The organism is Aquitalea sp. FG25, from assembly GCF_057809375.1.
This window is the reverse complement of the sequence record NZ_JBMDJV010000015.1, coordinates 49,692-64,068: the sequence shown is the minus strand read 5'-3', so window position 1 is coordinate 64,068 and position 14,377 is coordinate 49,692. Positions and strand designations below refer to the sequence as shown.

The window sequence follows — 14,377 nt, the reverse complement described above, 5'->3', positions numbered from 1 at the left end:
TGTATGCCGCTACCTCATGAAAATTTATGGTCTTTATTGTCGTGTTTTATGCCAGTTGTTGACAGGCAACAGCTAGCTTGGCCACCACCGGGAAAAGCTAAATAGATGGCATAACCAGCCCGCCACTATAATGCCATTACATCATTTTACGCGATCATGCAAAAAGCCAGCATCCCGTGCTGGCTTTTATTGGCCCATGGATTTGAGCTCAGACCGCTTCTACATCGTTGTGCACATCGCTCTCGCGCAGTACTTCCTGCGCCCATACTACCGAGTCGATGTAATAGCGGCAGGTGTGCTCCACCTCAAAATTCAGTACCTTGCACAAGGCATTGATGCGCTGGTCATCCCCATGCTCACAAGCCAGTGCCAATGCCAGGTAAGGACTGAACATGCCCTTGTTTTCGACAACCGCATCACGTACGGTCGGCGGTAACTCCAGCGGGTCCAGCACATCCGGGAAGGGCTGGTTTAGCAGGACATCCAGCAAAGAGAACATCCCGGTCAGAAACAGATGCTCGGCTTCCAGCTTGTTGCCACGATAAGCACCCAGACGCTCCAGGAATCGGGCGCGGATCAGCGACCTCTCCAGCAAGGCCAGTGCCGTTCCGTCTTCCTTCTTGGCGGTGAACAATAGCATGGACAGCCATTTGAACAGGGTTTCCCGCCCAAGCAGCAGCAGGGTTTCTTCAATGGTCTGCACTTTGCGCGACAAGCCGTTAACCGGGGAATTGATAAACCGTAGCAGCTTGAACAACAACACTGAATCCAGCTTGAACTGGGCTTCCAGTTCGCGCGGCTCCGCATTGGCGCGCAGCATGCGCATGATCTGCAATACCCGGGTCTGGTTGCTGTCTACCTTGCCACTTTCCAGACTGCGCACCGTCGCAATGAAAGGGCCATGGAATAATGCAAAACGGTTGCTGCCCGGCGCACGCAAGCAGATATCCAGATCTTCAGCGGTACCAACATTACGTGCCATCCAACGTGCATTGGGATAGCGACGCGGTAACTGGTCCAGAATCGGTGCCAATACACGGGTGGACGGCGCGGCAAAGTCCAGCAGCATGAAGTCCATGCGGTTGAACAGCTCTGGCTGCAAGCGCTCTGCCAGAACCTGACCATCGAAAGCCGCCGGTTCCAATGCAAAACGCAAACCCTTGCTGCGCAGATCGTCCAGCAAGGGCATGATTTCCTCGCTGGTTGGCTGGTTCAGGTCGGGCTCAAGCACAAAGATCACGCTCTTGGCCGGCATCTGCAACAGCAGCGGCTCGGCCAGCGAGCTGATGGAGATATGTACCAGTGCACGGCGGTAAGCCAGCAGACGGAAGACTTCCATGTTCTGCAAAGTGGTCAGCATCAGGCGGTCGAAATCCTGTTGCTTCCCCCCTTTCATGGCCGCGCCAGACTTGACAAAGAACTCATAGGCCACCACGCGGTGTTGGCGATCCATCACGGGCTGGTGGGCGACAAAGCCCAGCGTTGGCGGCAACTGGTCAATCGGCTCTGGCTCGGCACTATGTTTGACCGGCGAGGCTTCCAGTTCTTTTTCGATCGCGGCGATCTCGTCAGCCGGACTCTCTTCGCTCTTTTTCAGACGACCGGCCAAACCGCCAATCAGATTTTTAAACATGATTTGCTCTCTCTTGATGCCCGGCTGTCATATAGCCTCAATCCAGTCTAGCTGATTCGCCCCGGAATTTGCGGAGTATCCACTACCACATCACCGCACTGGGCACGATAGCGTAGGGCATGATCCATCAATACCAGTGCCAGCATGGCTTCGGCAATGGGGGTGGCGCGAATGCCGACGCAGGGATCATGACGACCATGCGTTTCCATGACAACAGGGTTACCCTGCTTGTCGATGGAACGGCGCGGCTGGGCAATGGACGAGGTGGGTTTAATAGCCATCGAAACTTCGATGTCCTGCCCAGTGGAAATCCCCCCCAGAATGCCACCAGCATGATTGCTGGCAAAGCCTGCTGGCGTAAGTTCGTCACCATGTTCGCTGCCACGCTGGGTTACCGCAGCAAAACCGGCGCCAATCTCCACGCCTTTTACCGCATTGATATTCATCATGGCATAGGCAATGTCTGCATCGAGGCGGTCAAATACCGGCTCACCCCAACCCACCGGTACATTTTCTGCAACAACGCGCAAGCGCGCACCAACCGAATCCAGGCTCTTGCGGATGGAGTCCATATAGTCCTCCAGTTGCGGTACCACGCTGTCATCGGCGGCAAAGAAGGGATTGGTATTCACCACATCCCAGCTTTTGAACGGAATTTCTACTTCGCCAATCTGGGTCATGTGGCCACGAATCACCACACCGTAGCGCTGCTGCAGCCATTTCTTGGCAATGGCACCGGCGGCCACGCGTACTGCAGTCTCGCGTGCGCTGGAACGACCACCACCGCGAGGATCGCGTACACCGTACTTGTGCCAGTAGGTGTAATCGGCATGGCCGGGACGGAAGGTTTCAACGATATTGCCGTAATCCTTGGAACGCTGATCGGTATTACGGATCAGCAAGGCAATCGGCGTACCGGTGGTCTTGCCTTCGTAAACGCCAGACAGAATCTCCACCGCATCAGGCTCGCGTCGCTGGGTGACATGCCGGCTGGTGCCGGGCTTGCGGCGATCCAGCTCCTGCTGGATTTCCTCTGCGGTAATGGCCAGTCCGGGCGGGCAGCCATCCACCACGCAGCCGATGGCCGGTCCGTGGCTTTCGCCAAAGGAAGTTACGGTAAACAGCAGCCCCATGGTGTTGCCTGACATCTTGATTCGTCCCTTGTCATTTCATCTGGTTTGGCCTGATTCTAGCACGGCGAAACCATCCTACGATGACCAAGCGAAACCGGCCTGACGCCGACGGAACCAGCCGGTGACCGACAGACGCTGCTGTGTGGCCGGCAATACTTCATGCCAAAAGCGATCAGACAGGAACAACACCAGCGTCCCCGCACGTGGAGCCACATCCACCGACTGCGTGCAGTCTGCATCCAGATACAGCCGCATCTGACCACCAGCTTCATCCGGCCAGTCCTCATTCAGATACAGGACTGCAGTCAGCGCACGCGCGTCATCATCGCGGAAGCGATCCAGGTGCTTTTTATAAAAACTGCCCGGTGGGTAGACGGCAAAATGGGATTCCAAATCTTCCAGCCCCAGATAAAAGGCCTGGTTCACGGCCTGTCGCACCTGATCGAGCGTGGAAAAATAATGTGCAACAGCGGCTTCGGTGTCCGCTGGCTCCAGCCACAGTACCGAATCGGAACGGATTTCGCTGCGTCGACCTTGCTGATCGGCACGCCCGACGGCAGCCTCGTGAAAGCGGCCATCGTTCCACTGTCCGAGACAATACTGCTGCAGCTGACGGATGGCTTCAGCACTGAACAGGGAGTGATCCACCACCCAGCCATGTTCGGCCAGTTGTTCGATGATGGCATCCAGCCGGGCTGGTGCGATGTCGGTTGCTTGATTCATTGGCGCATTCTCCACTAGAGGCCGCTGTTCTACCACAGCGACTTTTCCGGTGGAATGATATTCGTCAGTAATTCTCTATCACCTTGTCGTGCCTTCCTGCCAACCACTCCAACACCAGCGGAAAATGATCGGCAGGCGCATCCGGATGGGTAAGCAGGGAGACATGGTCATAATCATGCCAATGCCCAACAGCGCGTCCCAGCAAGCGCAAACGCGACAAGTGGGGGCCGCTTTCATCGCGAAAGCGCCGCACATCCTCGGCATGTCCACGGCAAGGGTCCTTGCGCGCAGCAAAATACAGGGCAGGCGGGAGTGACACATGTCGTGCCGCAGCGCCATAGTCAAAGCCGTCATCACTGTCTACCCAGGGACGTAGCTTGGCCCAGCATTTGCTTTGGCGATGGCTTTTTTCCGTTTCATCATCCGCACCCAGACCAATGCGCCTGGCGGGTAGATAACCGGTCGCGCGGATGATCCAGTGCGCCAGTACATTCCACACCAGATCTACCTCCAAAAATTTTCGCCAGTTGCGCACGCCTATGCTGCGCTTGCTGCCGAAATAAACCAGCGAAGCCACTTGCGAGGCCAGCCGGGGATGGCGCAACAGGCAGCTACTCATATGCACGCCCCCCCAGGAATGGGCTATCCAGTGCACGGCAACCTCCCCTTTCAGGCCACGGATAGCTGCATGCAGTGCAGGTAAATCTCGGCAGATGATTTCAGTCTGCCCATGTCGGCTGGCTGCGCTGATTTTGGGACTGCTACGCCCTCGGCCGCGCAGATCGGCCACAAACACGTCGTAGCCGGCGGCGGCCAGAAAATGTGCCAAGCCCTTGCCGCTGTCGGTATAGAAAATTCGACCATTGGCCATCACGCCATGGATCAGTAGTACTGGTGGGCCAGCTGCATCCTGCCAGATGCGCCGTATATACAAGGTTTCGCCATCATCCAGTGGCAGCTGCCAATCCTGCTGGTTTGTTGCTGTCATATCGCTTGCCTCTGCCAGAGAATTATTCAAACAGTCGTATGATCAAGGCAAGTATAGGGCAGATCAATGACCAGCTAATCAGGCAATAAATAAAAAAAACGGGCTGCCTCAGCAACCCGTCTTATCTCACCCGCCTCAATGCTCAGGCATGGAGGTTTTTATACACGATTTCGTAGACGTCCTTGGACAGCGGGCTGGCCAGCAAGCGCTGCAGCTCTGCCTGCATCAGGCCCTGACGCTGCGGCTCCAGCTTCTTCCAGCGGTTGAAGGCCCGGACAATACGGCTGGCTACCTGCGGATTGATGGCATCCAGCGCCAGCACCTGATCCGCCAGGAAGCGGTAACCCCGGCCATCGGCCGCATGGAAATGCGCCATATTGTTGCTAAAGGTGCCAATCAGGGCACGTGCCTTGTTTGGGTTCTTCAGGCTGAAAGCCGGGTGTTCCATCGCGGCACGCACATGGTCAAGCGTACCTTCCAGCTGGCTGGAGGCCAGGAGCATGAAGAACTTGTCCATGACCAGGGCATCACGCTGCCAGCGGGCAGCAAAGTCGGTATAGCACTCATCTCGCTCTTCGCTGTCATGATCGCGCAAGGCCAGCATGGCACCCATCTGATCCGACATATTGTCGGCTTCCAGCGCCTGCTTGCGCGCAGCTTCTGCCGGCCAAGCCACACTCAGACGGGTAAGCATTTGCAGAGCGCGGTTTTTCAGGTCACGCTTGCCTGCATCTTCCGGCTTGTACTCGCGCGTCTGATTGAGGTGGTACGCCTCATGCCATTCGCCGCGCAATGTTTCGGCTAGCTCATCCAGTACAAAATCGCGTACCTGATGGATGATGGCCGGATCGGCCACATCGACCATTTCCAGTATCTCGGCCTCGGACGGCAAGCCCAGCATCAGCGCCCGCAGGGCCGGATCGGCGGCATGGTCTTTCAATACTGCGCGGAAGGCCGCCACAAAGGTTTCCGGCAACACCAGAGGCCGCCCGGCCTCAACGGCATCAAGCAACTGGCGGATCAGTCGCTCGGCCAAGGTCTGGCCAGCTTCCCAGCGGCAGAAGCTGTCACTGTCGTTTGCCATCAAAAAAGCCAACTGCTCGTCGCGCCAGTCGTATTCCAGCTTCACCGGTGCCGAGAAACCACGCAGCAGGGAAGGTACCGGCTCTTCAGCCACATTGAGGAATACAAAGGTTTGTTCAGCCTGCTTGATGTCCAGTACACGCGTACCGGTCTGGGCGTGGTCTTCGCCCTCCAGTTGCAGAGGCAAATCCTGCCCATCCGCCCCCACCAGACCCAGTGCCAGCGGTATGTGCAGGGCTTGCGGTGCCGGCAGGCCAGCCACGGCGCGGCAGGATTGCTTGACCGTGAGCGCATACCGCTGTGCCACAGCATCGTATTGGCTACTGATCTGCAACAGCGGCGTGCCTGCCTGGCTATACCACAAGGCAAATTGCTCCAGATCCACACCATTGGCATCCGCCATGGCAGCGCGGAAATCATCGCAGGTAACTGCCTGACCATCATGTCGCTTGAAGTAAAGGTCCATGCCTTTACGGAAGCCTTGCTCGCCCAGCAGGGTGTGATACATGCGTACCACTTCGGCCCCCTTTTCATACACCGTCATGGTGTAGAAATTATTCATCTCGATGTAGGAGTCAGGGCGAATCGGGTGCGCGGTAGGGCCGGCATCTTCCGGAAACTGCAGTGCACGCAGGCTTTTAACATCGTCAATGCGCTTGACGGCCCGGCTGCCCAGATCAGAACTGAATTCCTGATCACGGAATACAGTAAGGCCTTCTTTGAGCGAGAGCTGGAACCAGTCGCGGCAGGTTACGCGGTTACCGGTCCAGTTATGGAAGTACTCGTGCGCGATGATGGCCTCTACGCGCTGGAACTCAGCGTCGGTACGGGTATCCTTGCGCGCCAGCACCGCAGACGTATTGAAGATGTTGAGGCCTTTGTTTTCCATGGCCCCCATATTGAAGTCGCTGACCGCCACGATCATGTAGATGTCCAGATCGTATTCCAGGCCAAAGCGCTCTTCATCCCACTTCATCGCACGCTTTACCGCCCCCATGCCGAAGGCAACTTTGTCCTGATCTGCCGGCTCGGTCCAGATTTCCAGCGTCACCTCACGTCCACGCTGGGTGGTGAATTTGTCGCGCGCGGCCACCAGCTTGCCTGCCACCAGGGCAAACAGGTAGGCAGGCTTGCGATACGGATCAACCCACTTCACCCAATGGCGTTTCCGGTCCAGCACACCCTCGCCCACCTTGTTGCCATTGGACAGCAGTACCGGGTACTTCTGCTTGTCGGCCACAATGGTGGTGGTGAACTTGGCCATCACATCCGGCCTATCCATGTAAAAGGTAATCTTGCGGAAGCCTTCCGGCTCGCACTGGGTAAACAGATTGCCATTGGAGGCATACAGGCCCATCAGGCTGGTATTGGCGGCCGGATCCAGACTGGTTTCCACTTCCAGAATGAAGCTGTCCGGCACTCCGGGTATCAACAAGCCTTCTTCATTCAATTGGTAACTATCGGGAGAGAGGCGCTCGCCATCCAGGGTCAGGCTCAGCAGCTTAGCCGACCCATCCAGCCACAAATTGCCTAGTGCAGCAGACTTTTCATTACGCTTGACGACCAGACGCGAATGCACCCGCGTCTGCGCCTCCTCTATTTCGAACTTCAAATCCACCCGATCCACCAGATAGGGGGGAACGGTATAGTCTTTCAGATAGTTCACTTGAGGCTGCTGCGCCATTTTCGTCTCTCTAATTTTCGGGTCATTGCCGGTTGGTACCGGTCTTGCTAATGAACCGTGCGGGATCACCGCCCCGGTTCGCTAAAGATACATAATCCTTGCTGCTGCCTGCCCGCAACTCAAGCTTGCCCGGCCTGTAACCAGCGCCCGCCATCGGCTTGCAATTGCAGACGGCACGTGGCTGCAGGCTGTGCTTGCAGGACGACGTCGCGCACCAGCAGTTCATCGCGCCGGAACAGATGCAGGGTAAGTTTTTCACCCACACGATAACGGGCCAGCATCTTGTCCAGATCAGCTGCTTTCAGGCCATCGACAGCCACTAGTACATCACCACCAGCCAAACCAGCCTGTTGGGCAGCACCATCGTCCAGCACATTGACCAGCCGCAAACCCAGCGGGTCCGGAGCAGTCTTGACTCCCAGGCTGGCACGTGGCTTGCGACCGGCAACCGGCATGCCGATGCCGCCAGCATCGGCGGCATGATCCGCGTAGTCCCAGCACATGTCTACCCCTTGCGTGGCCAACAAGGCCGGCAGGGGCAGCTCTTCGGTAGAACGCAACGCCTTGTCAAAGAAGTCCTGTAGCGACAGGCCCGTCACCTGTTGTGCAATGGCTTCCCATTCATCTTCGGCCAGTCCTTGCCCATCGGTCAGCCATTTCTGCCACAGCGCTCGCATCACCTCATCCAGAGAGGTCTTGCCGGCACTACGGTCGCGCAGGGTCAAATCCAGTGCCAGTGCGGCCAAAGAACCCTTGGTGTAATAGCTGACAATACTGTTGGGGCTGTTTTCATCCTGCCGATAGTATTTGGTCCAGGCATCAAAGCTGGATTCTTCCAGTGTCTGCTTGAGGCGACCGGCCCCACGCTGCACACCGCTGATGGTTTGGGCCAGCAATCCCAGGTAGCGCGGCGTGTCGATCAAACCACAACGCAGCAGGGTAAGATCGTCGTAATAAGAGGTAATCCCCTCGAAAGCCCACAACAAGCGGGTGTAGCCCTCGCGCGACAAATCGTATGGACTGAAAGCAGCCGGCTTGATCCGCTTCACATTCCAGCTGTGGAAGTACTCATGGCTGATCAGGCCCAGCAACTTCAGGTAACCGTCACCAATGCTCTCCTCACCCGCTTGTGGCAGATCATCCCGGTTAGCCACCAGTGCGGTGGATGCCCGGTGTTCCAGCCCACCATAAATATCCTTGCCCACATACAGCATGAAGACATAACGCTCGAATGGAGCCGGTGTGCCGAACAGCTTGATCTGGTATTCACAGATCTTCTTCGTATCCCGTGCCAGGCGCTTCAAATCGCCACGAAACCGTCCTGCCACCACAAATTGATGCGGCACGCCGCAAGCCTTGAAACTGACCGTCTCAAATTCACCCAGTTCAACCGGATGATCCAATAGCTCGTCATAGCTGGCGGCACGGTAAGACCCAAAGCCGCTTTTCTTCACCTCCCGTGCAGGCAAGGCAGTTGCCACTTTCCAATCAGCAAACATCTTGCCCTTGGGTGGGCAAATCTCCACCTCGCAGGCACTGGACTCATGCCCGGCTACCGCAAGAAACACACTGCTGGCATTGAAAAAACCACGCATTTCGTCCAAGTAGGCTCCGCGCACGGACAGGTCATACGCATAGACCTGATACACCAGCGTGAGGCTTCCACTGACGGGCTCGACCTGCCAGGTATGCTTGTCCAGCTTGCGTATTTGCACATCCTTGCCGCCACAACTGGCCTGGATACTGACGATATGGCGCGAGAACTCCCTGATCAGGTAGCTGCCGGGAATCCAGGCAGGCAAGGTAAATACCTGTCCTTTTCGGTCAGGTTTGGCCACCTTGAGCGTAATTTCAAAACAATGCGTTGCCGGAGAGCACGGACGAATGGAGTAATGTACGGGCACAGTCATGATCTGCCTGAATATGGGGCGAAAACAGCAGATTCTAGCATCGGGGCCGCAGCACGGGGGTGGCCGATGACGATTTGACCTAAGTCAAGGGCTTGGACAGTCATGACAATATAATCCCCACTAAGCGGCATCAGGCTAAACACTTGCTGCCAGCTCGCTTGAAATCAAGAAAATGGTGGACGTAAAAAATCCCGCAAGCATACTAATCAACTGGCCCGTCATGGGTATTTGCTTTAGAATGCCTTGCTGAATAAATGGGGAAAAAGTGTGTGCACAACAGCGCTTTGCCAGGGGTTTTGGCTGAATGTTGTCAGCACGGGTCAAGCACTTTGCTAGTCTGAAATGTTTCAGACTCCCCTGCGGCTCTCCTGTCACCTAACATTTGGGGCAGTTGACAGGAAATCAAGTCGCCATGGTTTGTCACGTTCTAAGTTAGCAACCTTGGAGAAAACCCTAAATGGAAACGCAATCCACTTATAACTATAAGGTGGTGCGCCAGTTTGCCATCATGACCGTAGTATGGGGCATTGTAGGCATGCTGGTGGGCGTCATCATTGCGGCCCAATTGGTGTGGCCGGAGCTCAATTTTGGGCCCTGGTTCCACTTTGGCCGTCTGCGCCCGCTGCACACCAACGCCGTGATTTTCGCCTTTGGCGGTTGCGGCCTGTTTGCAACTTCCTACTACGTCGTGCAGCGCACCTGTAACGTACGACTCATCTCGGACAAACTGGCAGCCTTCACCTTCTGGGCCTGGCAGCTGATTATTGTCCTTGCTGCCATCACCCTGCCGCTGGGTTACACCTTCGGCAAGGAATACGCCGAACTGGAATGGCCGATCAAGCTGATGATCGCCGTGACCTGGGTGGTGTATGCCATCGTGTTCTTCGGCACCATCGCCATCCGCAAGGTTAAGCACATTTACGTAGCCAACTGGTTCTACGGTGCTTTCATCCTGGCGGTTGCCCTGCTGCACATCGTCAACAGTGCCTTCGTACCGGTCTCCCTGACCAAGTCCTATTCCGTGTACGCCGGTGCCGTGGATGCCATGGTGCAATGGTGGTATGGCCACAACGCCGTGGGTTTCTTCCTGACCGCCGCCTTCCTGGGCATGATGTACTACTTCGTTCCGAAGCAGGCTGGTCGTCCGGTTTATTCCTATCGCCTGTCGGTGGTTCACTTCTGGGCCCTGATCTTTACCTATATGTGGGCTGGTCCTCACCACCTGCACTACACCGCGCTGCCTGACTGGACCCAGTCCATCGGTATGGTGTTCTCCCTGGTGCTGCTGGCTCCGAGCTGGGGCGGCATGATCAACGGCATCATGACCCTGTCCGGTGCATGGCACAAACTGCGCACCGACCCGGTACTGAAGTTCCTGGTGGTTTCCCTGTCCTTCTACGGTATGTCCACCTTTGAAGGCCCGATGATGTCCATCAAGTCCGTGAATGCGCTGTCGCACTACACTGACTGGACCATCGGTCACGTGCATTCCGGTGCGCTGGGCTGGGTTGGCTTCATCACCATCGGTTCCATGTACTACCTGCTGCCGCGCCTGTTCGGTCGTGAATCCATGCACAGCACCAAGCTGATCGAGGCTCACTTCTGGCTGGCTACCGTGGGCGTTGTACTGTACATCGCCGCACTGTGGATCTCCGGTGTGACCCAAGGCCTGATGTGGCGTGCCCTGAATGCTGACGGCACCCTGACTTATGCCTTTGTTGAAGCCGTGAAAGCAACCTACCCCTACCACTTTGTGCGTTTCCTGGGCGGTACGCTGTACCTGACCGGTATGCTGCTGATGGCTTACAACACCTTCCGCACCGTTGCCAGCGGTAAGGCTGTTGACGCCAAGATTCCGGCTGTCAACGCATCGGCTCACGCTTAAGCGGATAAAGGTAGAAGAACATGGAAAAGATCCAGAAACTGATTGAAGAACACGTTGGTTACCTCATCGTGTTCACCCTGATCGTGATCAGCTTTGCCGGTTTGGTGGAAATTCTGCCGCTGGCATTCCAGAAGTCCACGACCCAGCCGGTTGCAGGCGTTAAGCCCTATACCGCGCTGCAACTGGCAGGTCGCGATATCTACATCCGTGAAGGCTGCTACAACTGCCACTCCCAGATGATCCGTCCCTTCCGCGCCGAAACCGAGCGCTATGGTCACTACTCCGTTGCGGGTGAGTCGGTCTATGACCACCCCTTCCAGTGGGGCTCCAAGCGTACCGGTCCGGACTTGGCTCGTGTAGGCGGCCGCTATTCCGACGAATGGCACCGTGTTCACCTGACCAACCCGCGTGACGTGGTACCTGAATCCAACATGCCGGCCTTCCCGTGGCTGTCGAAGAACCTGGCCGATGCCGAAATCATGCCGAAGAAAATGGAAGCCCTGCGCTCTGTAGGTGTTCCGTATACCGACAAGGATATCGCTGAAGCCAAGGCTCAGGTCGAAGGCAAGTCGGAAATGGATGCCCTGATTGCATATTTGCAGGGCTTGGGTCTCGCACTGAAGAACGTTCGCTAAGTCATGGACTGGGTAACGATTGGGCGCTCTGCCTTCACCGTAATGTGCTTCACCTTTTTCATTCTGGTGCTGTTCATTGCCTACAGCAGGCGCTCGAAGAACCGGTACGATGAAGCGGCCAATGTGCCCTTTCTCGACGACGACAAGGTGCAGGAGGCCGATAACCATGAGTCGGCTTCTAACGGAGCAAAACAATGAGTGATTTCGTAAGCGATTTCTGGGGCATCTGGATCACGGCCATCGTGGTTGCAGGTTTTGTTGGCCTGACCCTGCTGTTGTTCACCCAATCCAAGACTACGGTCAAGAAGGGTGAGCAGGTAGAAACCATGGGCCATGTATGGGATGGCGACCTTGAAGAGTACAACCACCCGCTGCCGCGCTGGTGGATGCTGATGTTCTACATCACGCTGATCTTCGGTGCCTGCTATCTGGTGCTCTACCCTGGCCTTGGCAAGTGGCAAGGCATCCGTGGCTGGACTTCGGTAGGTCAGTACAAAGAAGAACGTGCCCAAGCGGAAGCCAAGTACCAGCCGCTGTACGACAACTATCTGAAACAGGACCTGAAAGCAGTGGCTGCCGATCCGAAGGCACAGGAAATGGGCAAACGCCTGTTCCAGACCTACTGCGTACAGTGCCATGGTTCTGATGCGCGCGGTGCCAAGGGTTTCCCGAACCTGACTGACAACGACTGGCTGTGGGGTGGCGATCCGAAAACCATCGAAACCACCATCCTGAATGGTCGTCATGGTCAAATGCCGGCCTGGGGCTCTGCCCTGGGTGAAGAGAAGGTCAAGGACGTTGCCAACTACGTGATGTCGCTGTCCGGCAAGAAGCATGATGCCGAACGCGCTACACGCGGCAAGGAAACCTTTACCACCATCTGCGCAGCCTGCCACGGTCCGGATGGCAAGGGTAACCAGCAACTGGGTGCACCGAACCTGACTGACAGCATCTGGCTGTATGGCGGTACTGAGAAGACCATCATCGAGACCATCACCAATGGTCGCAACAACCAGATGCCGGCCTGGAAGGACTTCCTGGGCGAGGCCAAGGTTCACTTGCTGTCTGCCTATGTATGGGGATTGTCCAATAACGCCAAGGCGCAGTAAGCCTTAGCCAACATACTGCCCGCGCAAGCGGGCAGTATGCTTTACATCAAACACTATATTTATTCATATAATATAATGACTTGCAAGATGCTTGCGCAAAGTCCATCCCTCATGTGAACTTTGCGAAATCCTCTTCAGGAAAACACCCATGTCTGATTCGTTAAAAGATATCCCGGTCAAAGTAGAACACACCCCGCCCTCCCCCAAACCCGGTCCGGAGACCGTGTCCCTGTATGAGGCCCAGAAAAAGATTTACCCACGCAGCGTCAAGGGTATCTTCAACAACTGGCGTATTCTTTTTGTACTGGGTACTCAGCTGGTTTTCCTTGGCCTGCCCTGGCTGACCTGGAATGGAAGGCAAGCTGTCTTCTTTGACATGGTCAACCGTAAATTCTACATTTTCAGTCTGACTATCTGGCCGCAAGACTTTGTCTACCTGGCCGCCCTGCTGATGAGTTGTGCATTCGGGCTGTTTGTCTGGACCACCATTGCCGGCCGACTATGGTGCGGCTACTCCTGTCCCCAGACGGTCTACACCGAAATCATGCTGTTGATCGAACAGTGGGTGGAAGGTGACCGCAACAAGCGCATCAAGCTGGACAAAGAACCAATGAGCTTGCGCAAGGCCAGGCTGAAACTGACCTCGCACAGCCTGATGATTCTGTTCTGTCTGTGGACCGGTTTTTCGCTGGTAGGTTACTTCACCCCAATCCGTGATCTGGTCAAGGCCATGCCCACCTTTGATTACGGTCCATGGGAAAGCTTCTGGATCTTCTTCTACGCCGGTTTTACCTATCTGCTGGCCGGTTTCATGCGCGAGCAGGTGTGCAAGTACATGTGCCCGTATGCCCGCTTCCAGAGCGTGATGTTTGATGCGGATACCCTGATCATCTCCTATGACGAAGCCCGTGGCGAACCGCGCGGTGCACGCAAAAAAGGCGTGGACTTCAAGCAGCAAGGCCTGGGTTCCTGCGTCAACTGCGGTATTTGCGTACAGGTATGCCCGGTAGGCATCGACATCCGCAACGGTCTGCAATACGAATGCATCGGCTGCGCCGCCTGTATCGACGCCTGCGATGAGGTAATGGACAAAGTAGGCTACCCGCGTGGCCTGATCCGCTACACCACGGAAAACGCGCTGGAAGGCAAGTACCCGGAAAAAGACATCGTCAAGCATCTGCGCCGTCCGCGCGTCATCATGTACACCGTTGTACTGCTGATTGTACTGGGTGCTGCACTGGGCTCCCTGGCCATGCGCAAGCCCTTCAAGGTGGATATTTTGCGTGACCGCGCCTCCTTGGTGAAAGAAACCGATGCCGGCTTGCTGGAAAATGCCTACACCATCAAAATCATCAACACGACAGAACGCGATCAGGAGTTTAAAATCTCGGCAGACGGCCTGCCTGACCTGAAACTGGTTAGCGACAGCAAGCACATCAAAGTAAAGGCGACAGAAACCGAAAGCTTTGGCGTGCGCCTGCAGGCTGATCCACAAGTTGCCACCAAGGGCAGCCACGAGATCCACTTCAAGGTAGAAACGGTAAGCAGCCCGGTTCTACACGTGGAAGAAAAATCCAGCTTCATCGGAGAGTAA

11 protein-coding genes are annotated in these 14,377 nt (G+C 56.1%); 5 read left to right on the top strand and 6 right to left on the bottom strand.

Annotated elements, in window-relative coordinates; all coding sequences use genetic code 11:
• Positions 1-208 precede the first annotated feature (208 nt).
• From ACODR9_RS14380 to ACODR9_RS14355, 6 genes are all read right to left on the bottom strand, one after another.
• Positions 209-1,633 (bottom strand): EAL and HDOD domain-containing protein, encoded by a 1,425-nt coding sequence (locus ACODR9_RS14380; RefSeq protein ID WP_488810088.1) that lies wholly within the window; start codon positions 1,631-1,633, stop codon positions 209-211.
• Between the two features lie 47 nt (positions 1,634-1,680).
• Positions 1,681-2,781 carry a chorismate synthase gene (gene aroC / locus ACODR9_RS14375; protein ID WP_488810087.1) on the bottom strand — a complete coding sequence of 367 codons (1,101 nt, stop codon included), beginning with the start codon at positions 2,779-2,781 and terminating at the stop codon, positions 1,681-1,683.
• A gap of 60 nt (positions 2,782-2,841) precedes the next feature.
• Positions 2,842-3,489, bottom strand: a complete 648-nt coding sequence (locus ACODR9_RS14370) for a 2OG-Fe(II) oxygenase (protein WP_488810086.1) — start codon at positions 3,487-3,489, stop codon at positions 2,842-2,844.
• 64 nt (positions 3,490-3,553) lie between these two features.
• A complete protein-coding gene (locus ACODR9_RS14365; protein WP_488810085.1) occupies positions 3,554-4,477 on the bottom strand; it encodes an alpha/beta hydrolase family protein in 924 nt (307 codons plus the stop codon).
• Between the two features lie 142 nt (positions 4,478-4,619).
• Positions 4,620-7,244 (bottom strand): aminopeptidase N, encoded by a 2,625-nt coding sequence (gene pepN, locus ACODR9_RS14360; RefSeq protein ID WP_488810084.1) that lies wholly within the window; start codon positions 7,242-7,244, stop codon positions 4,620-4,622.
• Positions 7,245-7,363: 119 nt separating this feature from the next.
• Positions 7,364-9,154, bottom strand: a complete 1,791-nt coding sequence (locus ACODR9_RS14355; RefSeq protein ID WP_488810083.1) for a M61 family metallopeptidase — start codon at positions 9,152-9,154, stop codon at positions 7,364-7,366.
• Between the two features lie 457 nt (positions 9,155-9,611).
• Between ACODR9_RS14355 and ccoN the strand changes: the two genes are divergently transcribed.
• The 5 genes from ccoN (at position 9,612) to ccoG (ending at position 14,377) form a co-directional block, all read left to right on the top strand.
• Positions 9,612-11,039 carry a cytochrome-c oxidase, cbb3-type subunit I gene (ccoN, locus tag ACODR9_RS14350; protein WP_488810082.1) on the top strand — a complete coding sequence of 476 codons (1,428 nt, stop codon included), beginning with the start codon at positions 9,612-9,614 and terminating at the stop codon, positions 11,037-11,039.
• Between the two features lie 20 nt (positions 11,040-11,059).
• Entirely contained in the window at positions 11,060-11,674 is a 615-nt protein-coding gene (ccoO, locus tag ACODR9_RS14345) for a cytochrome-c oxidase, cbb3-type subunit II (RefSeq protein WP_059285217.1), read from the top strand.
• Positions 11,675-11,677: 3 nt separating this feature from the next.
• A complete protein-coding gene (locus ACODR9_RS14340) occupies positions 11,678-11,872 on the top strand; it encodes a cbb3-type cytochrome oxidase subunit 3 (RefSeq protein ID WP_045845631.1) in 195 nt (64 codons plus the stop codon).
• Positions 11,869-12,783 carry a cytochrome-c oxidase, cbb3-type subunit III gene (gene ccoP / locus ACODR9_RS14335; RefSeq protein WP_488810080.1) on the top strand — a complete coding sequence of 305 codons (915 nt, stop codon included), beginning with the start codon at positions 11,869-11,871 and terminating at the stop codon, positions 12,781-12,783. The genes ACODR9_RS14340 and ccoP overlap by 4 nt, the downstream gene beginning before the upstream one ends.
• A 148-nt stretch (positions 12,784-12,931) precedes the next feature.
• Entirely contained in the window at positions 12,932-14,377 is a 1,446-nt protein-coding gene (gene ccoG / locus ACODR9_RS14330; RefSeq protein WP_488810079.1) for a cytochrome c oxidase accessory protein CcoG, read from the top strand.